The sequence below is a fragment of the Micromonospora sp. AMSO12t genome, from assembly GCF_008806585.1.
In the GTDB taxonomy this organism is placed as follows: Bacteria; Actinomycetota; Actinomycetes; order Mycobacteriales; family Micromonosporaceae; genus Micromonospora; species Micromonospora reichwaldensis.
Genome location: NZ_WAAS01000014.1, coordinates 25,516 through 46,642 on the forward strand (window position 1 = coordinate 25,516; position 21,127 = coordinate 46,642).

Here is a 21,127-nt window from a genome sequence, read left to right on the forward strand (position 1 = left end):
GGTCAGCTCTCGCCCTGGAAGGGGCGCACCTCGATCGGCAGGGTGGTGGCCAGCGCGTACCGGCGCCCCCACGCCAGCGCGGCGTCGAGGTCGGGCGCCCGGAGGATGGTGATCCCGCCGAGGTGTTCCTTGCCCTCCACGAACGGCCCGTCGGTGACCAGCACCTCGCCGTCGGACGGCCGCAGCACGGTCGCCGTGTCGGGCGCGTGCAGCCCCTGGCCGAACACCCAGCAGCCGGACGCCTCCAGCTCCTCCCGGATGGCCCCCAGCTCGCGCATCACCCCGGCCAGGAACTCCGGGTCCGGCAGCCCGTCACCGTCGGGCTGGTGGATGCTGAGCAGGTACTGCTTCATGGCCCCTCCTCACGTCGGCGGCCGGCGGCGCCGCCGGCCTCTCATCCTCCACACGAACGGAGCGGGCCAGGATCGACAACCCGCCGGAAAATCGGTCCGCCAGCGGTCGGCGCCGGTCAGCGCGGGGTGGCCGCCAGCAGGTCGGCCACGGCGTCGACGGACTCCGGATGCGCTGCCAGCAGCGCGGTCAGGCCGGCGGGAACGGCGGTGGTGGCGGCGTCCACCTCGCGCCAGCCGCCGGCGCAACCGAGCAGCGCGGCGACGGCGTCCACGCTCTGCGGGTTGGCCGCCAGCAGGGCGGCGACCGGCCCGGACACGGCGGCGGGGACCGCCGGCGCCGGCGGTGACGTCGGCCTCGACCACGGCGGCACCCAGGCGTCCAGCGCCGCCAGCGAGCCGGGGAACGTACGCCCCGCCTCCCGCACCAGCAGCGGCACCAGCTCCGCGCCGTGCTCGCGCAGCGTGGTGATCAGGGTGGGCAGCCACGGCAGCAGGACCGGGTCGGGCAACCGGGCGAACGCGGACGACATCACCTCCACGACGAACGGCGCGAGCCCCGGCACCGGCTCCAGGGCCTGCACGAAGCCGCTGAGGTACTGCGGGAAGGCGGGCACCACCAGCGGGTTGGCGAGCAGCGCGGCGCACCGCTCGCGCAACTCGGCCAGGGGCAGCAGGCCCAACTGGTGCCGGGCGGCCCAGAGCAGCGCCACCTTGGCCGGCGTCTCCGGATGGGACTGCGCGACGGCGAGTTCGAGCTGGGACCGGTCGCAGCCCAGGGAGAGCGCCAGACTCTCCATGCCGAACAGGAAGCCCAGCATGGCGCCGACCTGACGCACGCCGCTCTCCTCGTCGAGGAACGCGGTGGGCAGCAGGGTGCAGTAGTGCGCGTACCCGGTGGTCACGAACGCCTCGCACCAGGCCGGCAGCGGCCCGGTGGCGCGGTGGTGGGCCAGCAGCCGCCGGATCCGGCGCAGCACCTCGGGGGCGTCGTCGACGGTGCGTTCGGCGGCGAGCAGCTCCACCGCCCGGTTGCCTAGCTCGTCGACCAGGCGCGGGCTGTCGAGCAGCCGGATGGCGTCCTCCACGGCCTCCAGCGCGACCGAGGCCGTCGCCGCCGGGCCCCGCACGGCGCGGCGCAGGCGCTGCTCCAGCACCTGCTCGACGGTCACCCCCTCGTAGCCCAGCTCGATCAGCGCCCGCTGGCTGCGGCCGAGGGCCAGGTCCCAGCTCTCCTGGATCGAGCGCTGCCCCAGCCGGCGCTCGCCCATGATGGGCCGGACCGCGTCGCGGGGCAGCAGGTGCCGCAGCCGCCACAGCAGATCCGAGCAGGGCACCAGCTCGGGGTTGGCCCGCAGGTCCACCAGGGCCCGCTGGATCGTACGCTTCTCCAGGTCCAGCCCGAGCGGGGCGAGCCGGTCGTGGACGTCGCGGGCGAGCGGCGGAAGGGCCTCGTAGCCCACCTGGCCGACCCGGTCGCCGCCGAACAGGATCTCGCAGAGCCGGCGGACGTCCCGGCGGCCCGGGACGACGTCCTTCTCGATGCAGGTGACCGCCGCGTCGGCGAAGTCGTACGGCGTGGGACGCGCGCGGTTGCGCAGGCCGGCGAGGAGGATCGAGGTCTCGAAGACGGCGATCGCGTCGGCGGTGCTGGCCAGGTAGCCGTTGCGCCGGGCCAGCCGGACGATGTCGACGCACCAGCCGCGCAGCTCCGCCTCGTCCAGGCTCTGCGTCGCCGGCGGCTGCGCCAGGTAGCCGGAGAGCCGGTCGGCGACCCCGGCGGCGGGCACGGGCGCCGGGGTGGCGCGGCGGCGGCCACCGGTGCGGGTCCGGCCGCCCCGCTGCCCCTCCAGCCGGAACGGGCTCAGCTTGGTGCGGGCGACCGCCTTCGTCCAGGTGGCGGAGGCGATCGACACCGAGCCGGGCGCGAGGCCGAACTGCGCCTCGATGGCGGAGTGGCTGGACGGGATGAGCCCGTAGTGCCACCGGGTGCCGGTGCGCGGGCCGATCTCGAAGGGGGCGTCGGCCCGCAGCCCGAACTGCTCCACCCGGCTGGCGGCGTGGAACGCGCCGCAGACGTAGAGGCAGTCGGCGGGGTCGGCCCCGGAGGCGGCGAGGTGCTGCCGCATCCGGGTCCACATGTAGCGCTCGCGGTCCTCGTCGCGGTCCTGCCGGTCCGCCCCGGCCGGGCGCAGCCGCCGGAACAGGCTGCCGATCAGCACCATCACCTGCCGGTAGGTGTCGTGGTCGGCGTCGGCCAGCGGCTGCTCGACGTACTGGTCCCACCACTCCGACCAGTGCCGGACCTTGCCGTGGTGCAGCAGGTAGGCCTCCAGCTCCGCGAAGCGGGGCCGCAGGTCGCCGATCTCGACCCCGACCGCGTCGCCGTGCAGGGCAGCCTCCTCCCCCGCCGGCGCGGCGGCCTCGACGTCCCCGCCGGCCGGGGCCTCGTCGGCGGCGTCGGCGGGGCGGCGCGGCGACCACTGGAAGACGTGGTCGGTGGAGCGGTCCACCAGCACCAGCTCGACGCCCGGCGTCTCCAGCGCGTACGCGATGGCCTGGTATTCGGCGCTGGCCTCGGTGATCGGCGCGACCACGCTGAGCGGCCCCCAGTCGGCCGGGAAGCCGTCCAGCTCCGAGGCGAAGGCCTGCACGGCCACCGGGAGACTGCAGTTGCGCAGCTCGCCCAGCAGCGGCTGGAGGTCCTCGCAGAGCTCCAGGTAGATCACCTTCGGCTGCTTCGCGCGCAGCCTGCGGACCATGGCCAGCGCGGACGCCGGGGAGTGGTGGCAGACCGGGAAGATCTCCAGTTCCTCGCCGAGGGCGCGGTCGACGTCGTCGACGATGCCGGCGAGGATCTCCGCGACGGCGCCCGAGCTGCCGGCGAACGCGCCGGCGGCGGCCGTGAGCTGCTCGCGCAGCGCGCCGAAGGGCCCGGCGGTGGTGGGGGCGGTCACGACAGGGCGGCGATCGCCTGGCGGCCACCGTCGAGGAAGCCCTCCCAGCCGCCGTCCTGCTTGGCGCGCGGCTCGACCACCCCGTGCAGGTACTTGTTGAGGATCGCCAGGTCCTCGGGGCTGCGCCGGGCCAGCGAGCCGACCAGCGACCCGGCCAGCGTCGCGGCGCGCAGGGTGCGGTCGCCGAAGAACTGGCTGTGCAGGATGGCGTCCTCGAGGACGCCGATCTGTTCGGCAGTGGACAGCGCCGACTCCAGCTTCTCGTCGTCGCTGGTCGCCGAGGTGGCGGCGGCGCGCAGGTCGGCGAAGCTCTGCAACAGGATGTCGAGCAGGGTGGGCGGCACGTCCAGCGTGATCTGGTGGCGGCGCAGCAGTTCCTCGGTGCGGAAGCGGACGATCTCGGCCTCGCTGCGCTTGTTGGTCACCACGGGGATCCGGACGAAGTTGAACCGCCGCTTGAGCGCGGAGGAGAGGTCGTTCACGCCCCGGTCCCGGCTGTTCGCGGTGGCGATGATCGAGAAGCCGGGCTTGGCGAAGACGATGTTGTCGTGGTCCAGCTCCGGGATGGAGACGTACTTCTCCGACAGGATCGAGATCAGCGCGTCCTGCACGTCGCTGGTGGAGCGGGTCAGCTCCTCGAACCGGCCGACGGTGCCCTGCTCCATCGCCGTCATGATGGGCGAGGGGATCATCGACTCCCGGGACTGGCCCCGCGCGATGACCATGGAGACGTTCCACGAGTACTTGATGTGGTCCTCGGTGGTGCCGGCGGTGCCCTGGACCACCAGGGTCGAGTTGCGGCAGACGGCGGCGGACAGCAGCTCGGCCAGCCAGCTCTTGCCGGTGCCCGGGTCGCCGATCAGCAGCAGGCCCCGGTCCGACGCCAGGGTCACGATGCTGCGTTCGACGAACGTACGGTCGCCGAACCACTTCTGCGCAATCTCCCGGTCGAGCCCGTCGGCCCGTTCCGAACCGAGGATGAACAGGCGGACCATCCGCGGGCTCAGCCGCCACGAGAACGGCTTCGGATCGGTGTCGACCGACTCCAGGAAGTCGAGTTCCTCGGCGTACTTGACCTCGGCGGGGGCACGGAGCATCTCGGACATGAGGGGTTGTTCTCCTAGGTGAGGAAGCTCTTGAGCTCGAAGACGAGTTTGCGGATGTGACCGGAGATGACCGGTGTGCCCAGGTCCTTGAAGCGTTGCCGGAACCAGGGGTTGACGCTCTGCTGGCCCGAGCTGTTGACCGAGCCGACCGGGATGAACCGCACCCCGGAGCGGTGCACCGCCTCGATGCCGTCGAACAGCGGCTGGGAGCGGTTGAACTCGTAGAAGTCCGAGATCCACACCATGACCGTGTTCTTCGGCTCGACGATCTTGGGGCGGGCCAGCGCCATCGCGACCGGGCCGTCGTTGCCGCCGCCCAGCTTGGTGCGCAGCAGCACCTCGAACGGGTCGTGCACCCACGGCGTGAGGTCGAGCGCCCGCGTGTCGTACGCGATCAGGTGCACGTCCACCTTGGGCAGGCCGGCGAAGATCGACGCGAGGATCGTGCAGTTGACCATCGAGTCGACCATCGAGCCCGACTGGTCCACCACCACGATCAGCCGGGCCGGCGTGACCCGGCGGGCCGTCTGCCGGTAGTAGAGCCGGTCGACGTAGAGGCGCTCGTCCTCCGGGCTCCAGTTGGTCAGGTTCTGCCAGATGGTGCGGTCGAGGTCGAGGTTGCGGTAGACCCGCTTCGGCGGCACGGACCGGTCGACGACGCCGACGCTGGTCTGCGCGACCTGGGTACGCAGCACCTCGGCGACCTCGTCGACGAACCGGCGGATGAGCGCCTTGGCGTTGGCCAGGGCCACCCCGGAGAGGTTGGCCTTGTCCCGCAGCAGCTGCTCGATCAGCGACATGCTGGGCGTCAGCCGGCTGGCCAGCACCGGGTCGGCCAACACCTCCCGCAGGTGCATCCGGCGGACGAGGTCGCCCTCGATGCCGGCCAGCACCCCGCCGAGACCGTCGCCGCCGCCCTGTCGGCGCAGCCCGCCGGGCTCCATCCCGAGGGCCTGCTCGAACCAGCCGGCGTCGGACTGCCACCGGGCCAACTGGCCGGCGTCGACCGCCCCGTGGCCGGTGGCGAACACGTTGAGCAGCAGCTTCGACACCAGCGCGGCGCGGCGTACCTCGGCGGCGCCGGGCGCACCCGGCGCACCCGGCGGCCCGTCGCCACCCGCCTCGACGGCAGGCGCGGTGGCAGGGTCGGCGTCCGGCGTGTCGGCCTCGCCGGACGCCGCAGTGCTGGCGACGCCGGGCGCGGGCCCGTCGGGCGGCTCGGGAGCCGACGCGGCGGCCCCGGGAGCCGGCTCGGCGGGCAGGCCGCCAGCCGGCGTGTCGGGAAGGTCGGCGGCCGCAGGGGCGTCGGGCGTCGGAGTGAGCAGGCCGCGCAGCTCGTCGGCGACGGCCGGGAAGCGCTGGACGACGGTGTCCACCGACACCGCCGGATCCAGCAGGGCGGCCGGCAGCCCGAGGTCCTCGACGACCGCCATGCTGGCCGACTCCAGGGTGGGCTGCTCGTCGGGGTCGAAGAGCCGGGCCAGCAGCCGCCAGTAGAGCACCTGGCGCCGGTTGGCGTCGGCGAGGTCCGCGGGGGTCGGGGAGTCGTTCATCGGCGCAGCAACCGTCCCGCGCGCTCGCGCAGCACCGCCACGGCGTCGCCCGCCTTGGCCTCGGCCTTGGCGATCTTCGGGTCGGTGACCCCGCCCGCCCAGTCGCCGGTGTGCGCCTCGACCGGCTGGCGTTTGACGGTGGCTTGCACCGCCAGGGGTTGCAGCGACCACCGCCCGTCGTCCCACCGGATCAGGCCGAGGCACGCGGACGAGGCGGCCACCAGCTCGGGGGTGAGCGGTCCGCAGGACGGCAGCCGGTCGACGGCGACGGCGATCGGCTGGCCGCCGATGTCGAAGGTCGTCGTGCCGTCGTCGTCACGCACGGTGTAGCCCTCCACCAGCACGGGCTCGGCGATCCCGACGGGGTGCCGCTCCAGGGGCGCCGGTGCTGCCACGACAGCCGTCGGCAACAGGACCCGGGCGGTGGCGAACGGGTCGGCCGGCTCGCCGGGTCGCACCCGGTCGTCGTGCCAGAGCAGGTCCGCCCCGTGCAGCGGCAGACCGGTGACCGTGAGGCTGCGCCGCTCGGCCAGCGCGGCCAGCAGCACGGGATGGGCGTCCAGCAGCCGCCACAGCGCGGGCCCGACGATCGTCTCCACCTTGACCGCGCCGACCGCGCAGCGGACCAGCCGCGGCGGCCCGCCGTCTGCCGGTTCGAGGATCGCGTGCACCTGCGCCTGCACGGCGGTGTCGTGCTCGTGCACGTCGACGCCGAGCACGAGCAGCCGCCCGGAGACCTCCTCGACGGCGGACGGGACGGACTCGGCCGTGTCCTGGGCGAGCAGCACGCCCCGGGCCCAGAGGTCGGCCCAGCGCCGCAGCGGCGGCTGCGCCATCGTGGCGACCGGCACGCAGGCGCGCAGCTCGGCGGCGAGCCCGTCGAGCAGCACCGCCAGCCGGCGCAGGCCGGGCTCGGCGAGGGCGGCCTCGACCGGCGCCCCCGCGGCGGCCACCAGCTCGTGGTCGACGCCGCCCCACCCGGTCACCGCCACCTCGTGAAGCCAGGCGCGGGCGCCGGCGCGGGCCCCGGACCCGGTGCCCGAGGCCTCGACCGGGCCGGGAGCCCAGGGGGCGCGGGCCCGGCCCAGCGCGGTGTCGAGCTGCCCGAGCAGCGTGTCGTGGGCGGCGCCGAGCAGCGCGCACCGGGCGCCGGCGAGGGCGAGCAGGTGTTCCTCGGCCACCGAGCCGGCGGTCACCTTGGCCACCGCCTCGGCGAGCCGGTCGCCGAGCGGGGTTGCGGTCAGCGCGCCGGCCAGGGCTGCCAGCGCGGCGGCGTCGGCCTCACCCACCCGGGCGAGGCCGCGCAGCAGGGCGTCGTCGAGGCCGGCGACCAGGTCGAGGGCGTCGGTCAGGCCGGTCGGGGCGCCGTCGCGCAGGACGGCGAGCTGCGTGCCGAGCATCAGCGGCCCGCCCCGGTGGCCGGGAACCAGTGCAGCTCGGGCAGCGGGACCGCGCTGCCGGGCAGCTCCAGGTAGGACAGGTGGCGCAGGAAGCGACTGAACACGACGGCGGCGGGGGTCGGCTCGTGCCGCCCGTCGAGGGCGGCCAGCAGCTCCCGGGCCGTGTCCACCCCCGCGCCGACGTCGACCCGCAGGTAGCGGGCGACCCGGTCGGCGCCGTACTGGAGCAGTGCCTCGTCTGCCAGGGCGTGCAGGTGCTTGCACGGCACGCCGCGCAGCCCGCCGCAGGGGCGGTTGTTGTTGGTGCTGCAGTGGTAGGCATGGGTGCCGGAGGCGATCGACGAGACGTAGACCCGCTCGACGTCCGACCCGCTGGAGACCACGCCCTGCAACCGCCCGTCGGCCAGCTCCAGGAAGGGCACCTTGGCCAGCTTGCGGGGCCGCGCGGGCGGCACCACCCGCACCGTGCTGCGCCGTCGCCACGCGGTCCGTTCCGCGTCAGCCACTGTCCGACCTCCCGTCCGCCGCTCCCGGCGCCGCCCATGACCATCCGCACGCCGGAGGGGTCGCCGGCGTCGCTGTGACGACAAGGATCATGGACCACGGGTACGACAGACCCTGAGTCGGGTTTACGGACGGTGGTCGCTGCGGAGGCCGCCGCGCCCCTATGCTTCGGACACCGACGCCGACGGGAGGCGGGATGTCACCGGTCATCGCGGTCCCGGGCAGTGCCGGTGCCACCCGGGTCCACCACCTGCCACCGCGCGCCGCCGGACGTGTCCCCGTCGCCGGACACACCGGCGGCCAGTCGGTCGGCCGGGGCCGTCGCGGTGCCGCCGACGCCCACCCCGGGGCGCGGTGTCGGGCCGTCGAGGCAGGCACCCGATGGTGTAGAAAAGGCGGGGTGAGCGCAGCGATGACGCGCGGCAGGACACACGGTCGCCGGACGGTCCACCGTGGCTGAGACCGAGCTGCCGCCACCGTCGGTGGACGCGGGGGCCGCCCTGGTGCGGCTGGGGGACATACCGCTGGCCGACCTGCTCGCCGGCGCCGGCGACGGCGTGCTGGCCCACGTGCTCGGCACGCTCGTGGCCGGCGACGAGCCGGGCCGGCAGCTCGACGTGTCGGCGTTCGAGTCGAGCTTCTGACGTGTCCGCCGACCCGGCACGACCTTTTGGCCCCGGCGGCGGGGTCCAGCGGGCCCGCCCCGGTGGCCGAGGCGCCGCCGGCCCGAGTCCGGCAACTCGTGCTCAAGGTGCACAGCCGCTGCAACCTGGCGTGCGACCACTGCTACGTCTACCGCAGCGCCGACCAGCGGTGGCGGGAGCGGCCCCGGGTGATCGCGCCGGGCACCGTGGCCCAGGTCGCGCGGCGCCTCGGCGAGCACCTGGCACGGCACGGCCCCGACCGGGTACGCGTCGTGCTGCACGGCGGCGAGCCGCTGCTGGCCGGTCCGGCGACCCTCGACCGGACCGTACGCACCCTGCGGGCGGCGCTGCCCCCCGGCGCGGCGCTCGACGTCGGCGTGCAGACCAACGGCGTGCTGCTGGACGAGGAGTTCCTGGCGCTGTGCCACCGCCACGACATCGACGTCGGGGTGAGCCTCGACGGCGGCCGGGCCGCCAACGACCTGCACCGCCGCTACCCCGACGGACGGGGCAGTTTCGCCGACGTGGCCGCCGCGCTGCGGCTGCTCGGCCGCCCACGGCACCGGTCCCGCTGGGCGGGACTGCTCTGCACGGTCGACCTGGCCAACGACCCGGTGGGCGTCTACGAGTCGCTGCTCGCGTTCGACCCGCCCCGCCTGGACCTGCTGCTGCCGCACGGCAACTGGAGCACTCCCCCGCCCGGGCGCCCGCCGGGCGGCACCGACACCCCGTACGGCGACTGGCTGGTGGCCGTCTTCGACCGCTGGTACGCCACGACGCCCCGCCGCACCGGGATCCGGTTGTTCGAGTCGCTGATCGCGCTGGTGCTCGGCGGCCGCAGCGGCACCCGGGCGGTGGGCTTCGCCGAGCCGGACGTCATGACGATCGAGACCGACGGCACCATCGAGGGCACCGACACCCTGAAGACGACCGACGACGCGTCGATGCGTACCGGCCTCGACGTCTTCCGTCACTCCTTCGACGAGGCGCTGCGGCACCCGTCGCTGGCGGGCCGGCCGACCGGTCCGGCCGCCCTGGCCGCCGCCTGCCGGGCCTGCCCGGTGCTCAGCGCCTGCGGTGGCGGCCTGTACGCGCACCGCTTCCGCGCCGGCGCCGGATTCGCGCACCCGTCGGTCTACTGCCCCGACCTCTACCGGCTGATCGACCACGTACGACGGGTGGTGGCCGCGGACGTCGACGCCCTGCGCCGCCGCGCCCTGGCCGCTCCGCCCGACGCCCCGGCCCGGCGGCCTGCCCTGGGGCGGTGAGCCGGTGGTGCTCTCCCCCGCCCAGCTCGCCGGCCTCGCCGCGGGGCACGGCGACGACGCCACGCTCGAGGTGCTGCGCGCCGGTCAGCTCGGGCGGCGGCGGCTGCTGACCGTCGCCGCCGCCCGCGCGGGTGGGACCGGTTCGCCGGCCGCGCAGTGCCTCGCCCTGCTCACCCTCGCCGAGCGGGCGGATCCGGCGGCCGTCGCCCACGTCCTGGCCCACCCGCCGGTCACCGGCTGGGCCACGGACGCCCTGCACGGACGCCCCGACGCGGCCTACCTGGCCGGGCTGGCGGGGGCCGCCGCCCTGCGCGCGGGCCTTGCCTTCACGCTCGCCGTGCCCTGCCCGCAGGGTGCGCTGCTGCTGCCCACGGTGGGCGGCGCGGTCGGGCTCGGCGCCGGCACCGCGCTCGTCCGCGGCACGGGACGGCGCTACGACCCCCGGTCGGCCGGCGACGGGCGACCGCCGCCGGGGTTGTCGGTGCACGGGCCGGTTGGTGCCGTGCACGCCACCGACGGGTCGGGCGACGGGCACGCCCCGGCACGCGGGTGGCTGCCGAGCCGCCGGCTCACCCCGGGCCCCGACGCGCCCCCGACCGAGGTGCTCGTCGACGACCAGGATCCGCACCGGAGCCGCTACCACCGGCCGCCGACGAGCCGCCTGGACGACGCCACGGCGGAGCGGCTCGACCGGCTGGCCGGGCAGGCGTGGCACTGGCTGACCGACCGGCTGCCGGCGCACGCCCGGGGGCTGGCCGCGCTGTTGCGTACGCTGGTGCCGCTCACGCCGCCGCCGTCCGGGCACCCGGTCAGCGCCACCAGCCGTGCCGCACTGGGTGCGATCGCGCTCTCCGTGCCGGCCGACCCGCAGACGCTCGCGCTGCTGCTGGTGCACGAGTTGCAGCACACCAAGCTGGGCGCGCTGCTGGACCTGCTGCCGCTGCACGCGCCGGGCGGCCCGGCCCGCTACCGGGCGCCGTGGCGATCAGACCCCCGCCCCGTCGGCGCGCTGTTGCAAGGCGCGTACGCCCACCTCGGGGTGGCCGAGGTGTGGCGCTGCCGACGGCACGAGGACGTCCGCTGCGCGTTCGAGTACGCGTACTGGCGGGTGCAGACCGCGCGGGCCGTCGCGCAGCTCGCCGGCAGCGCGGAGCTGACCGACGACGGGCAGGCCTTCGTGGCGGGCATGGCCGGCACCCTGCGCGGCTGGCAGCCCACCGGCGACGCGCGGGTCGAGGCGGCGGCGCGCGACGTCGCGGACGGCGGGGCGGTGCGCTGGGCGCTGGCCAACCTGGTCCCCGACGACGACGGCGTGGCGGAGGTGGCGTACGCGTGGCGGCGGGGTCGGCGCCCGCCGCCGATCGCCGCACCCGCCGTCGTGCCCGGCCCGGCCCGGCCCGCGTCGACCGGCGACACCGGCGCGGAGGCGGCGGTGCGGCGGCGGCTGCTGGCGACGACGGAGCACAGCGGTACGGGCAGCGGCGAGGCGGACGCGACGGGGCGGGTGGACCACGCCGACCGGGCGTACGCGGCGGGGGACGCCGGCGGCGCCCTGGCGGGATACCGCCGCCGGCTCGCCGGGGACCCCGGGGACGCCGACGCGCTGGTCGGCGTCGCGCTGGCCGCCGGGCGGCTGGGGCGTACCGCCGCCGCGCGGGTGCTGACCACCCGCCCCGACCTGGTCCGGGCGCTGTGCCGGCGGCTGCCCGGCGCCGACCCGCTGGCGGTCGCGACCTGGCTGGCCGACGGCCCCGACTAGCGCGCCCTCCCGGCCGGGCCCGGAGCAGGGCGGGCGCTCGGAGCAGCCCGGGCGCTCAGAGCAGGGCGGGCGCTCAGAGCAGGGCGGGCTCGATGTAGCCGTTGAACCGGTCGCGCTGGCGGGCCTGGACCACCCGCGGGTTGTCGCCACCGAACAGCTGCACCAGCTGGCCGAACGCGTCGTCGTAGAGGGCGCGGCCGGCGTCGGCCTCGCTCTCCGTGGCGATCCTGCTGACCGCGAGGTTGAGCGCCGCCGAGACGCTGTCCGGGTGCTCGGCGCCGAGGGCCCGGATCAGCTCGACGTACGCGGTGGTGTCCAGCAGCAGGGCGGCGTCGCGCTCGCCGAGCGCGAACAGGTCGTTGGCGAGGTTGAGCGTGGCGAGCAGGGTGTGCGGGTGCCGCTCGCCGAGGCTGGCGAGAAGCTGGTCGCGGACCCGCTGGGCGAGGTCGAGCGCCTGGGGGTGTTCGCCGCCCTTGCGCAGGAACACGCCGAGGTTGTTGAGGCAGGCCAGGGTGATGGCGTGGTCGGCGCCGAGGACCTCGGTGTACGCGTCGCGCAGCCGCCGCGCCATCCGCAGCGCGGTCGGGTTGTCGCCCACCGCCGACCAGGTGGTCGCCAGCGCCATCTCGCAGGAGAGGGTGTCGGCGTGCTCGCCGCCGAGGGTGCGCTGGTAGCGCACCACCGTGCGTTCCAGCACCCGGTGCGCGTCGGCGAAGCGGCCAAGCTGGCGCAGGGTCAGCGCCAGCTCCTTGGCGGTACGCAGGGTCTCCGGGTGGTCGGGGCCGATGATCTTCTGCTGGTTGACGGAGGTGCGTTGCAGGACGCTGTGCGAGCGCCACAGCTCCCCGGTGTCGCGCAGCCCCCGGCCGTAGTTGCTGGCGGAGGCGAGGGTGGACGGGTCCTCGTCGCCGAAGCGTTCCCGGCGCCGCTCGTAGATGTGCTGGTCGAGCTGGGCCGCCTCCCGGAAGTGGCCGACGAGCCGCAGCGAGACGGCGAGGTTGTTCTCGGCGGTCAGCGTACGGCCGCTGTCCTCGCCGAAGCTGCGGACGCTCAGCTCCAGGGTGCGCCGGTCGCGCTGCTCGGCGTCGTGGTAGCGGCCCTGGGCGCGCAGGTCGGCCCCGAGGCTGCGGGCCGTCATCAGGGTGTAGAGGTGGTGCTCGCCGAAGATCCGCCGCTGCCGGTCGTAGACGTCCTGGTCGATCTCGAAGGCCCGGTCGAAGAGGCTCTGCGCGCGCAGCACGTTGGCCAGGTGGAACCGCATCCGCAGCTTGGTGGGGTCGTCGTCGTCGTCGGTGTCGCGCCAGCGGTCCAACGCGTCCTCGGCCAGCGAGCGCGCGGACTCGTAGTCCCCGCGCCGGTAGAGGTAACGCACCGTGTCGGCGACGAGCTGGCGGGCCTCCTCGGCCGTCGACTCGTGCAGCGCCGAGGGACGTACGTGCGGCCACAGCTCGGCGTAGCGCGGCCAGTTGGCCGGCTTGTCCGGGTCGCGGGGGCTGGCGGCCGCGAGCAGCGACTGGGCCTGGCGGCGGGTCTCGGCGGGGTCGTCGAGCTGGTCCTTGATCACCAGCTGCACCAGCCGGTGGATGCGCACGGTGTTGTTCTCCGCGTCGACCTGGGCGAGGCCGTAGCGGCCCAGCTCGGCGGTGACCAGCCCCTGCAGGATCGGGTCGGTGAGGGTGGGGTCGAACGGGGCCATGAAGACGGCGAACCGCTCGCCGGTGAGCATCGCGACCGGGATCGGCTCCGGCGCGTAGTACGAGCACAGCTCCAGCAGGCGCGCGGCGGCGGGCTTCTCCTGCCGCAGCTGGCGCAGGGTCACCAGCCAGGTCGCGGCGAGCGTCTTGGAGTAGCCGGCCGACTGCCGGCCCTCCAGGATGCGCAGCAGGCCGGGGGTGTCCAGCGAGGCGAGGTACTGCTGCACCGGCAGCGCCGTGGCCCGCAGGTAGGCCGCGCCCTGTTCCACCGCCAGCGGCAGATCGCCGAGCTTCTCCGCGACCTGGGTCGCCTCCTCCTCGGTGAGGCCGCGGACGCGGTCGCGCAGCAGCTGGACGCTCTCCAGCCGGTCGAAGACCGTCAGCTCGGTGGCGCCCGCGTACTCGCTCCAGGTCTGGTCGCGCGTGGTGAGCAGGACGTGCCCGGGGCCCTGCGGCAGCAGCGCCCGGGTGGCCCGTGACGGCTCGTCGGCGTTGTCCATGACGATCAGCCAGCGCCGGCCGGGGCCGCCCCGGCGCAGCGCGTCGAGCACCCGCCGGACCGCCTCGCCACCGCCGCCGGCGCCGAGCCCCATCGCCTCGGCGAGGTCGGCCAGCCCGCCCCGGATCCGTTCCTCGCTGTCGGCGGGGATCCACCAGACCACGTCGTAGTCGCGGGCGAAGCGGAGCGCGTACTCGGCGGCGAGCTGGGTCTTGCCGACCCCGCCGAGACCGTGGATCACCTGCACGCCGGAGGCGGGCGAGGCGGTCAGCCGGTCGCGCAGCGCCTCCAGCTGCGCCGCCCGGCCGACGAAGGTGGTGCCGTGCTGGCGCACGTTCCACACCGCCGGGAACGTGCCGGGGAACCGGCCGACCGCCCGCCCGGTCACCGTGTGCGCGGGTGCGCCCACCTCCTCGAGCAGCAGGGTCCGGGCGGTGCCGGCGTCGACGTCGCTGAGGTCGACCGGGGTGCGGTCGGTGTAGGGCAGGGCGAGGCGGGACTCGTCGACCCGCAGCGGCACCAGCACGCCGGTGCCGGCGACCTGGTCCCGGCTGGCGGCGGCCTTCCACGCCTCCCCCGCCAGCGGCGTGGCCGCGAAGTGCCGGGTCAGCACGACCAGCACCCGGCTGGCGGCGGCGAGCGCCCGGTCGAACTCGGTGCGGCCACCCGCGCGGACCGGCACGTCGACCGCGCGGCGGTCCACCCGCAGCCCGGCCTCCTCGAGCTGGTCGCTGATCCACTCCGCCCAGAGCCGGTCCATCGAGGCGTAGCCGACCAGCACGGTCTGCTCGGCGGTGAGCCGGGACCGCTCGAACGCGGTCAGCGAGCGGCGCCGTTCCTCCTCCGGCATCGGCTCCAGCCGGGTGACCCGGCCACCGGTCACCACCGACGCGAGCTGCTCGTACGCCGCCAGCAGGGTGCCCGCCTGCTCCGGACGGTCGCCGAACGCGGCGAGGATCTCCTCGTAGGCGTAGAACGCGCGGTAGGGCACCTCGATGGTGTTCCAGTAGCGGGCCCGCGCGGCGTCGGAGAGGTGGTCGAGGAACGACGCGAACTCGGCCCGGACCAGGTCCCGGCCGGTCTCCAGCTTACGCAGCTCGGCGTCCTCCACCCGGGTCGGCACCGGCACCAGCAGCGGCGGGTCGTCCGGGCGCTGGGCGCGGATCGAGCGGGCCACGGCCGACGCGCCCCGGATGCTCTGCGTCGACATGGTGAAGCAGTTGACGACGGTGTCGGGCAGTTGCACGGTGCAGATGCCGGCGACGTCGCTCAGGCCCGTACGGCTGTCGATCAGCACGATGTCGTACTCGGCGCGCATCTGCGCGCGGACCGCGTCGAAGAAGGCCGCCCCGCCCTGGCGTTCGTAGAAGTTCGACCAGTCGAAGGTGCTCACCAACCGCGAGTACGCCGAGTCCTGCTGGCCGGCCGCCACGAAGTCGATCACGCCGCCGTGCGGGAACTCCCAGTTCAGCGAGACCGCCCGCCGCTGGATCTTGGCGTGCCCGGCGAGCAGTTCCTGCGGGTCGTCGCCGGGATTGCGCTGCATCGTGGCCATCGAGTAATCCCAGATCATCTCGATGACCCCGGGAGTGGCGCGCAACTCGGAGTCACGCAGGAACGGGTGGAAGTAGCGGTGCAGGCCGGGCGACTCCAGGTCCCAGTCCACCACGAGCACCTGGAGCCCCTGGCTGGCCAGGATCCAGGCCACGTTGGCCAGCGCCATCGTGCGTCCCGTGCCGCCCTTGTACGAGTAGAACGTGACGATCTGCCCGCGTGCCGCGTCGTTCACCACCATCGGCTGCCCGCCTCCATCAGGGACCTTCGAGGATCGGGCGGTACACCGGGCCGTCCGACGGCGGCTCCTGGTAGACCGTGCCCGTACGGTAGATGCGGCTCTGGGCCACGACCAGCGCGTCCTCCAGCTCGGCGTGGAAGCGGCCGGCGGTGGCGATCTCCGGTCGCCACATCGCGGGATCGTTGCGCACCACGTGGTGCGACAGGACGCGCGCCAGGGTCTCCCACAGCCGCTGGTTGCCGTCGGCCGCCGCGTCGTCGGCGGCCGTCCAGGGCACCAGCACCGGGGTGGTGGTGTCGGGGTCGCGGTCGTAGCCGACGAGGCTCAGCTCGTAGCGCGGCAGGCCGGCCGACCAGACGTCCACGACGAGCACGACGATCTGGTTGTGCGCCCGGGCCCACTCCCGCACCTCGGCGAGGTCGACAGCGTCCTCGACCGTCCAGCCGTAGCTCTTGGTGGTGGCGACCGCCCCGGCGTAGCTGCCGATCGGCGCCTCCAACTCGGGGCGGTACGGCCGCCAGTCCCGGGCCAGCGCGCCGTAGCGCTCCTCCGCCCCGCTGCGGGTGCCGGCCAGCTCCGCCGCGCTGCCGGCGGCCAGGACGAACCAGACGTGCCGGGCGCTGGTCGAGCGGGGTGACCGGGCGGCGGACGACCCGGGTGCCGGCCGCCGGCGGGTGGTCTCGAAGGCGCTGGTGACCTGGGCGAGCACCGGCCGTCGGGCGGGCCGGAGCAGGCGGTGGTCGCGGTCGGTCTGCACGATGTGCTTGGCCAGCGCGTCGACGAAGTCCTGGTATTCGTCGTGGTGCCGGCGGCGCTGCTTGAGGGTGAGCAGCCCGTCCTGGGCGTACACGGCGCCGGCCGGGAAGTTCTTGTGCTGGAAGCCGGTCAGCGCCTCGGGCACGCGGTCGCAGGGGATCCAGCGGATCGGCAGCACGGCGGGGGGACGGCGACGGAACTCCCGCTCGTGCGCGTCGACCCGGTCGGCGAAGACCCGGAACTCGCGCCCGCAGTAGTCACTGACCACGTAGCGGGGGGAGGTCAGCGCCACCAGGCAGGAACTGGTGGCGAGGGCGTCGGCCAGCTCCTGCGACCAGGTCGCGCCGAGCGGCAGCTGCCCGTCGACGAATCCCGCCTGGTCCCAGCCCACGCCGGCCAGCCGGGCCACCGCCTCGCTGAGATCGCCGAAGAACTCCTGCACCTGGCCGTTGCGGTTGTCCTCATGGGCGTAGCTCAGGAAGAAGAGTGGCACGCCCGCCTCCGCTCACGGGTTCCACGATCGTACGGAAAGTATATGTCCGTCGATGCCAGGGTAGCGTCGTGCGGATCTTCGCACCGACCCGTGGAGAGTCGTATCCCCGACGCTTCCGCGACGGCGTCGGCGACACGCCGACCCATCATGGGTCGCTTAAATAAGGGGTGACTGATATAAAGGGTTCCGTGCACGCCTTCGACGTACTCGGTGACCCGGTGCGGCGCCGCATCCTCGAACTGCTCACCGACGGCGAGACGACCGCCGGCGGGCTGTGCGACGTGATCCGGCGGGAGTTCGGGATCTCCCAGCCGGCCGTCTCCCAGCACCTGAAGGTGCTGCGGGACAACGGCTTCGCCACCGTGCGGGCGGAGGGGACCCGACGTCTCTACGCGGTCGATCCCCGGCCGCTGCGGGAGGTCGACCGCTGGCTCGACAACTTCCGCCGGTTCTGGACGCCGCCCCTGCACGCCCTCGCCACCGAGCTGGCCCGAGGCAAGCGCGAACGGCGGCTGCGCGAGCAGCCGCCCACGACAGACGACACGACCGACCACGGGAGAGACCGATGATCGACGCGACCGAGCAGATCAACGCCGTACGCCGCCAGCTCGGCCGGCGGGTGCTGGAGGCCGGCGAGGCCCGGGTGATGACCATCAGCCAGACGTACGACGCGCCGCTGGAGGACCTCTGGGACGCCTGCACCAACGCGGAACGGATCCCCCGCTGGTTCATGCCGATCTCCGGTGACCTGCGGCTGGACGGCCGCTACCAGCTGGAGGGCAACGCCGGCGGCACGATCGAACGCTGCGACCCGCCGAAGGCCTTCGCCGCCACCTGGGAGTTCGGCGGCGAGGTGAGCTGGATCGAGGTGCGGCTGACGCCGGTCGGGGACGACCGGACCCGGTTCGAGCTGGAGCACGTCGCGCACGTCGACCAGGAGCGCTGGGACCAGTTCGGCCCGGGCGCGGTCGGCGTCGGCTGGGACCTGGCGCTGCTCGGCCTGGCGTCGTACCTGGCCGCCGACGGCAGCGGGGTCACGCCGGAGGAGGGCGAGGCCTGGTCGGTGTCCGAGCAGGGCCGGCAGTTCGTGACGGCGAGCAGCGAGCGGTGGGGCGAGGCGAGCGTCGCCGACGGCACCGACGCCGAGGCCGCCCGGGGCGCCATGGAGCGCACCACCGCCTTCTACACCGGGGCGCCGCCGGCCTGACCGCCCCGCCCGGCGCGGCGACCGCCCGTGCACCCGACCGCCCGGCGCGGCGGCACCGACCGCCCCGCGCACCCGACCGCGCGGCGCGGCGGCTCCGACGCCCGCGCCGGCGGCCGGCCGGAAAAGCGCGCGCGTTCCGTCGGACCCCTCGGGCAGACTCGCCGCCATGTCGCCGCGATCCGTCACCGAGCTCGTCGCCGCCGTCCACGCTGGCGAGAAGATCCGCTACCTGCACTTCTGGGGTCACCGACCGCAGCGTGACGGCAGCGTCGGGCCCGGCTGCCTGAGCCAGTGGTGGCCGGCCCCGTTCACCGACGGCGAGCGGACGTACGCCACCGCCGAGCACTGGATGATGTGGCACAAGGCGATGCTGTTCGGCGACGCGGCGGTCGCCGACCGGATCCTGGCGGCCGGGCACCCCCAACGCGCCAAGTCGCTCGGCCGCGAGGTGCGGGGCTTCGACCAGGCGACCTGGGAGGCCCGGCGCTTCGACATCGTGGTGGCGGGCAGCGTCGCCAAGTTCGACCAGCACGACGACCTGCGGGCGTACCTGCTCGGCACCGGCGAACGGGTGCTCGTGGAGGCCAGCCCGCTCGACCGCGTCTGGGGCATCGGCCTGGCCGCCGACAACCCGCGCGCGGACGATCCGGCGCGCTGGCAGGGCGCGAACCTGCTCGGCTTCGCCCTCATGGCGGCCCGGGACGCACTTCGCGCGGGCCGCCCGTGACCGCCGGGAGCCGCCGCCGCACGCCCCGGGCGGCAGGTCGCGGCGGCCCCCGGCGTGCCGGGTAACGTGCTGCGGCATGACCGCCGTGGCGTACTCCCACTGCTCCTTCTGCGGCGCCGCCTATCCGCCGGCGGCCGGTTGGCCGCGGGTCTGCGCGGCCTGCGGCGGGACGGTCTGGCGCAACCCGCTGCCCGTCGCGGTGGCGGTGCTGCCGGTCCGCACGGCCCGGGGCCTCGGGGTGGTGGCCGTCCGCCGCGACATCGAGCCCGCCCGCGGCCAGCTCGCGCTGCCGGGTGGCTTCATCGAGTACGGCGAGGAGTGGCAGGAGGCGCTGGTCCGGGAGTTGTGGGAGGAGACCGGCCTGCGTGCCGACGCCGCCGACGCCCGGCTCCTCGCGGTGCACGGCGCCCCGGCCGGCGGCACGATCATGGTCTTCGGCGAGCTGCCCGAGCGGCGGGCCGAGGCGCTGCCGCCGTCAGCGCCGACCGAGGAGGCCACCGAGTGGCTGGTGCTCACCGAGCCGACGGAGCTGGCCTTCTCCACCCACACCCGGGTGCTCGCCGAATTCCTCGCCCGGCGCGCGGGCTGAGCCCCGCTCAGTCGGCCAGGTACCGGGCGGGCACCGCGTCGGTGAGCCAGACGCCGTTGGCGCTGCGATAGAAGGCGTGCCCGTCGCGGGCCATCGCCGCCGCGTCCACGGTCAGCACCACCAGCTCGCCCGGCCGGCGGGCACCGACCCGTCGGGCGGTCGCCAGGTCCGGCGACAGGTGGACGTGGTGCCGGCCGGCCCGGTGCAGGCCGCTGGCCCGGATCGAGTCGAGCGCGACGCGGCTGGTGCCGTGATAGAGCCGCGCCGGCGGCGGGCTGGGCGCCAGCTCCAGGTCGACCGGGATCGAGTGCCCCTGGTTGGCCCGGATCCGCTCGACGCCGTCGGCACCGCGTTCCACGGCGAAACGCTGCTTGTCGTTGCCGGCCACCACGGCGTCCAGGTCGGCGCGGTCGATCCCGAGCGCGGCGAGCAGGTCGTCGACCGACACCCAGCCGCCCCGGTCGGGCGCGAGGCCGAACCGGGCGGGCTCGTGCCGCAACGCCAGGGACATCCGCTTGCTCAGCCGCACCATCGCCCGATGATCCATTGGCGGAGTCTCCCCCGCCGGGCACCGCCGGCGCCATCGGATTCGGCCGGACCCGGCCACCGCATCGGCGCCGGGCCGGCCAGCCCTGGCCGGCAGCCGATATCCTCGGCCGGGTGAACGCGGCCCGGCAGAACGAGCGCAGGCTGATCGCCTCCAACAAGAAGGCGCGGCACGACTACTCGATCCTCAAGACCTACGAGGCGGGCATCGTGCTGGCCGGCACCGAGGTCAAGTCGCTGCGCGAGGGTCGGGCGTCGCTGGTCGACGCCTTCGCCCAGGAGCGTGACGGCGAGCTGATGCTCTACGGGCTGCACATCGCCGAGTACGGCTTCGGCAGCTGGACCAACCACGCGCCCCGGCGCACCCGCAAGCTGCTGCTGCGCCGGGTGGAGATCGCCCGGATCCTGGAACGGACCCGCGAGGGCGGCCTGACCCTGGTGCCCCTGTCGATGTACTTCTCGGGCGGCTGGGCGAAGGTCGAGCTGGCCCTGGCCAAGGGCAGGAAGTCGTACGACAAGCGGCAGGCGCTCGCCGAACGCGACGCCGAGCGGGAGATCGCCCGGGAACTGGGCCGCCACCTCAAGGGCCGCACCGCGCGACGGGGCTGACCGCTCCCGTCGCCTCCCCCGCACGCCGGCCACGGACCGACCGACGCGTCGGCCGTCTCCGTCACCCGCCGGTGGCGCCGGTCCGGCCCGTCGTCGTTCGCCGCGTGCCACCGCCGTCACGGTGGGTCGACGCGGCACGCCGGACGGTCGTTGACGCGCCGTCCGCATCGTGGTGTGCTCACTCGGCCACGGTAATGAAAACCGTAGTCATTACCAGTGAACCGGAGGAGAAGCATGTCTCTCACCGTCCCGCCCGCCCTGCTCGACGCCGCCGAGCGCGGCCCCGTCGACGACGCCGAGTTCGTCGCCTGCGTCCGCGACTCGCTGCCGTACGCCTGGCAGACCGTCAGCCGGGTGGCCGCCGAACTCGCGTCCACCGGCGCGGACCACGCCGACAACGTCGTCCCGCCGCCCACCGAGGCCGAACGCGGCCAGTTGCTGCGGGCGCTCGCCAGCGACGCCATCCGCGCCGGCCTGGAGCGGCACTTCCACGTCAAGCTCGCCTTCCAGAACTGCCACCGGGTCGCCGCGTTCCGCCCGGCGGCGGTCGGCTCCGACGCGTACCGGCGGTTCGTCTCCGCCCGGGGCCAGCTGCTCAACCAGTCCCCCGAGCTGCGCAACTGCTGACCCGACGGATGCGGCCGGCGGGCGGGACGGGGCGTCGAGGGCCC

General features: G+C 74.9%; 17 protein-coding genes and 2 pseudogenes. 9 read left to right on the plus strand and 10 right to left on the minus strand.

Annotated elements, in window-relative coordinates:
- Positions 1-2: 2 nt before the first annotated feature.
- The 7 genes and pseudogenes from F6X68_RS03755 to F6X68_RS03780 form a co-directional block, all read right to left on the minus strand.
- Entirely contained in the window at positions 3-353 is a 351-nt protein-coding gene (locus F6X68_RS03755; RefSeq protein ID WP_151452929.1) for a YciI family protein, read from the minus strand.
- A 116-nt stretch (positions 354-469) separates the two neighbouring features.
- A complete protein-coding gene (locus tag F6X68_RS03760) occupies positions 470-3,307 on the minus strand; it encodes a DUF5682 family protein (protein WP_151452930.1) in 2,838 nt (945 codons plus the stop codon).
- Positions 3,304-4,413, minus strand: a complete 1,110-nt coding sequence (locus F6X68_RS03765; protein WP_151452931.1) for an AAA family ATPase — start codon at positions 4,411-4,413, stop codon at positions 3,304-3,306. The genes F6X68_RS03760 and F6X68_RS03765 overlap by 4 nt, the downstream gene beginning before the upstream one ends.
- A 14-nt stretch (positions 4,414-4,427) precedes the next feature.
- Positions 4,428-5,498 (minus strand): annotated as a pseudogene (locus F6X68_RS03770) (VWA domain-containing protein); the annotation flags it as partial.
- A 132-nt stretch (positions 5,499-5,630) separates the two neighbouring features.
- Positions 5,631-5,966, minus strand: a pseudogene (locus F6X68_RS34780) (hypothetical protein); the annotation flags it as partial.
- Complete coding sequence (locus tag F6X68_RS03775) at positions 5,963-7,366, minus strand: hypothetical protein (protein ID WP_151452933.1); 1,404 nt, start codon at positions 7,364-7,366, stop codon at positions 5,963-5,965. The pseudogene F6X68_RS34780 and the gene F6X68_RS03775, both read right to left, overlap by 4 nt.
- Positions 7,366-7,872, minus strand: coding sequence for a hypothetical protein (locus F6X68_RS03780; RefSeq protein WP_151452934.1), 507 nt, complete (start codon positions 7,870-7,872; stop codon positions 7,366-7,368). Before F6X68_RS03780 ends, F6X68_RS03775 begins: the two co-directional genes overlap by 1 nt.
- Before the next feature lie 450 nt (positions 7,873-8,322).
- Between F6X68_RS03780 and fxsA the strand changes: the two genes are divergently transcribed.
- The 3 genes from fxsA to F6X68_RS03795 all read left to right on the plus strand — a co-directional run bounded on the left by fxsA (position 8,323) and on the right by F6X68_RS03795 (position 11,541).
- Positions 8,323-8,514: an FxSxx-COOH cyclophane-containing RiPP peptide gene (gene fxsA / locus F6X68_RS03785; RefSeq protein ID WP_151452935.1), complete on the plus strand. Its 192-nt coding sequence runs from the start codon at positions 8,323-8,325 to the stop codon at positions 8,512-8,514.
- Positions 8,515-8,576: 62 nt separating this feature from the next.
- Positions 8,577-9,782, plus strand: coding sequence for an FxsB family cyclophane-forming radical SAM/SPASM peptide maturase (locus F6X68_RS03790; protein WP_225851955.1), 1,206 nt, complete (start codon positions 8,577-8,579; stop codon positions 9,780-9,782).
- 4 nt (positions 9,783-9,786) lie between these two features.
- Positions 9,787-11,541 carry an HEXXH motif-containing putative peptide modification protein gene (locus F6X68_RS03795; RefSeq protein WP_151452936.1) on the plus strand — a complete coding sequence of 585 codons (1,755 nt, stop codon included), beginning with the start codon at positions 9,787-9,789 and terminating at the stop codon, positions 11,539-11,541.
- Between the two features lie 73 nt (positions 11,542-11,614).
- Here the strand turns inward: F6X68_RS03795 and fxsT are convergent, their stop codons facing one another.
- Together fxsT and F6X68_RS03805 are read right to left on the minus strand one after the other, a co-directional pair.
- Positions 11,615-15,529, minus strand: coding sequence for an FxSxx-COOH system tetratricopeptide repeat protein (gene fxsT, locus F6X68_RS03800; RefSeq protein WP_151452937.1), 3,915 nt, complete (start codon positions 15,527-15,529; stop codon positions 11,615-11,617).
- A gap of 16 nt (positions 15,530-15,545) precedes the next feature.
- Positions 15,546-16,778 carry a TIR-like protein FxsC gene (locus F6X68_RS03805; RefSeq protein ID WP_151452938.1) on the minus strand — a complete coding sequence of 411 codons (1,233 nt, stop codon included), beginning with the start codon at positions 16,776-16,778 and terminating at the stop codon, positions 15,546-15,548.
- A gap of 188 nt (positions 16,779-16,966) precedes the next feature.
- On the opposite strand from F6X68_RS03805, the gene F6X68_RS03810 reads away from it, so the two are divergent.
- The 4 genes from F6X68_RS03810 to F6X68_RS03825 all read left to right on the plus strand — a co-directional run bounded on the left by F6X68_RS03810 (position 16,967) and on the right by F6X68_RS03825 (position 19,301).
- The gene (locus F6X68_RS03810) at positions 16,967-17,347 is read left to right on the plus strand and encodes a helix-turn-helix transcriptional regulator (protein WP_132234872.1); all 381 of its coding nucleotides are present in this window, start codon (positions 16,967-16,969) and stop codon (positions 17,345-17,347) included.
- A complete protein-coding gene (locus F6X68_RS03815; RefSeq protein WP_151452939.1) occupies positions 17,344-17,985 on the plus strand; it encodes an SRPBCC family protein in 642 nt (213 codons plus the stop codon). The genes F6X68_RS03810 and F6X68_RS03815 overlap by 4 nt, the downstream gene beginning before the upstream one ends.
- A gap of 166 nt (positions 17,986-18,151) precedes the next feature.
- Positions 18,152-18,712 (plus strand): NADAR family protein, encoded by a 561-nt coding sequence (locus tag F6X68_RS03820; RefSeq protein WP_151452940.1) that lies wholly within the window; start codon positions 18,152-18,154, stop codon positions 18,710-18,712.
- Positions 18,713-18,788: 76 nt separating this feature from the next.
- Positions 18,789-19,301, plus strand: a complete 513-nt coding sequence (locus F6X68_RS03825; protein WP_151452941.1) for an NUDIX domain-containing protein — start codon at positions 18,789-18,791, stop codon at positions 19,299-19,301.
- Positions 19,302-19,308: 7 nt separating this feature from the next.
- On the opposite strand, the gene F6X68_RS03830 is transcribed toward F6X68_RS03825, so the two are convergent.
- On the minus strand, positions 19,309-19,848 hold the full coding sequence (locus tag F6X68_RS03830) for an RNA 2'-phosphotransferase (RefSeq protein ID WP_151452942.1): 540 nt from the start codon (positions 19,846-19,848) through the stop codon (positions 19,309-19,311).
- A 113-nt stretch (positions 19,849-19,961) separates the two neighbouring features.
- Here F6X68_RS03830 and smpB point away from each other — a divergent pair, with 113 nt between their 5' ends.
- Both smpB and F6X68_RS03840 read left to right on the plus strand, forming a co-directional pair.
- Entirely contained in the window at positions 19,962-20,456 is a 495-nt protein-coding gene (gene smpB / locus F6X68_RS03835) for an SsrA-binding protein SmpB (RefSeq protein WP_132234882.1), read from the plus strand.
- Positions 20,457-20,690: 234 nt separating this feature from the next.
- Positions 20,691-21,083, plus strand: coding sequence for an SCO5389 family protein (locus F6X68_RS03840; RefSeq protein WP_151452943.1), 393 nt, complete (start codon positions 20,691-20,693; stop codon positions 21,081-21,083).
- Positions 21,084-21,127 lie beyond the last annotated feature (44 nt).

Coding starts and splice junctions, on each gene's coding strand:
- F6X68_RS03755 (WP_151452929.1), bottom strand. CDS start 353: ATGAAGCAGTACCTGCTCAGCATCCACCAGCCCGACGGTGACGGGCTG.
- F6X68_RS03765 (WP_151452931.1), bottom strand. CDS start 4,413: ATGTCCGAGATGCTCCGTGCCCCCGCCGAGGTCAAGTACGCCGAGGAA.
- F6X68_RS03775 (WP_151452933.1), bottom strand. CDS start 7,366: ATGCTCGGCACGCAGCTCGCCGTCCTGCGCGACGGCGCCCCGACCGGC.
- fxsT (WP_151452937.1), bottom strand. CDS start 15,529: ATGGTGGTGAACGACGCGGCACGCGGGCAGATCGTCACGTTCTACTCG.
- F6X68_RS03815 (WP_151452939.1), top strand. CDS start 17,344: ATGATCGACGCGACCGAGCAGATCAACGCCGTACGCCGCCAGCTCGGC.
- F6X68_RS03820 (WP_151452940.1), top strand. CDS start 18,152: ATGTCGCCGCGATCCGTCACCGAGCTCGTCGCCGCCGTCCACGCTGGC.
- F6X68_RS03825 (WP_151452941.1), top strand. CDS start 18,789: ATGACCGCCGTGGCGTACTCCCACTGCTCCTTCTGCGGCGCCGCCTAT.
- F6X68_RS03830 (WP_151452942.1), bottom strand. CDS start 19,848: ATGGATCATCGGGCGATGGTGCGGCTGAGCAAGCGGATGTCCCTGGCG.
- F6X68_RS03840 (WP_151452943.1), top strand. CDS start 20,691: ATGTCTCTCACCGTCCCGCCCGCCCTGCTCGACGCCGCCGAGCGCGGC.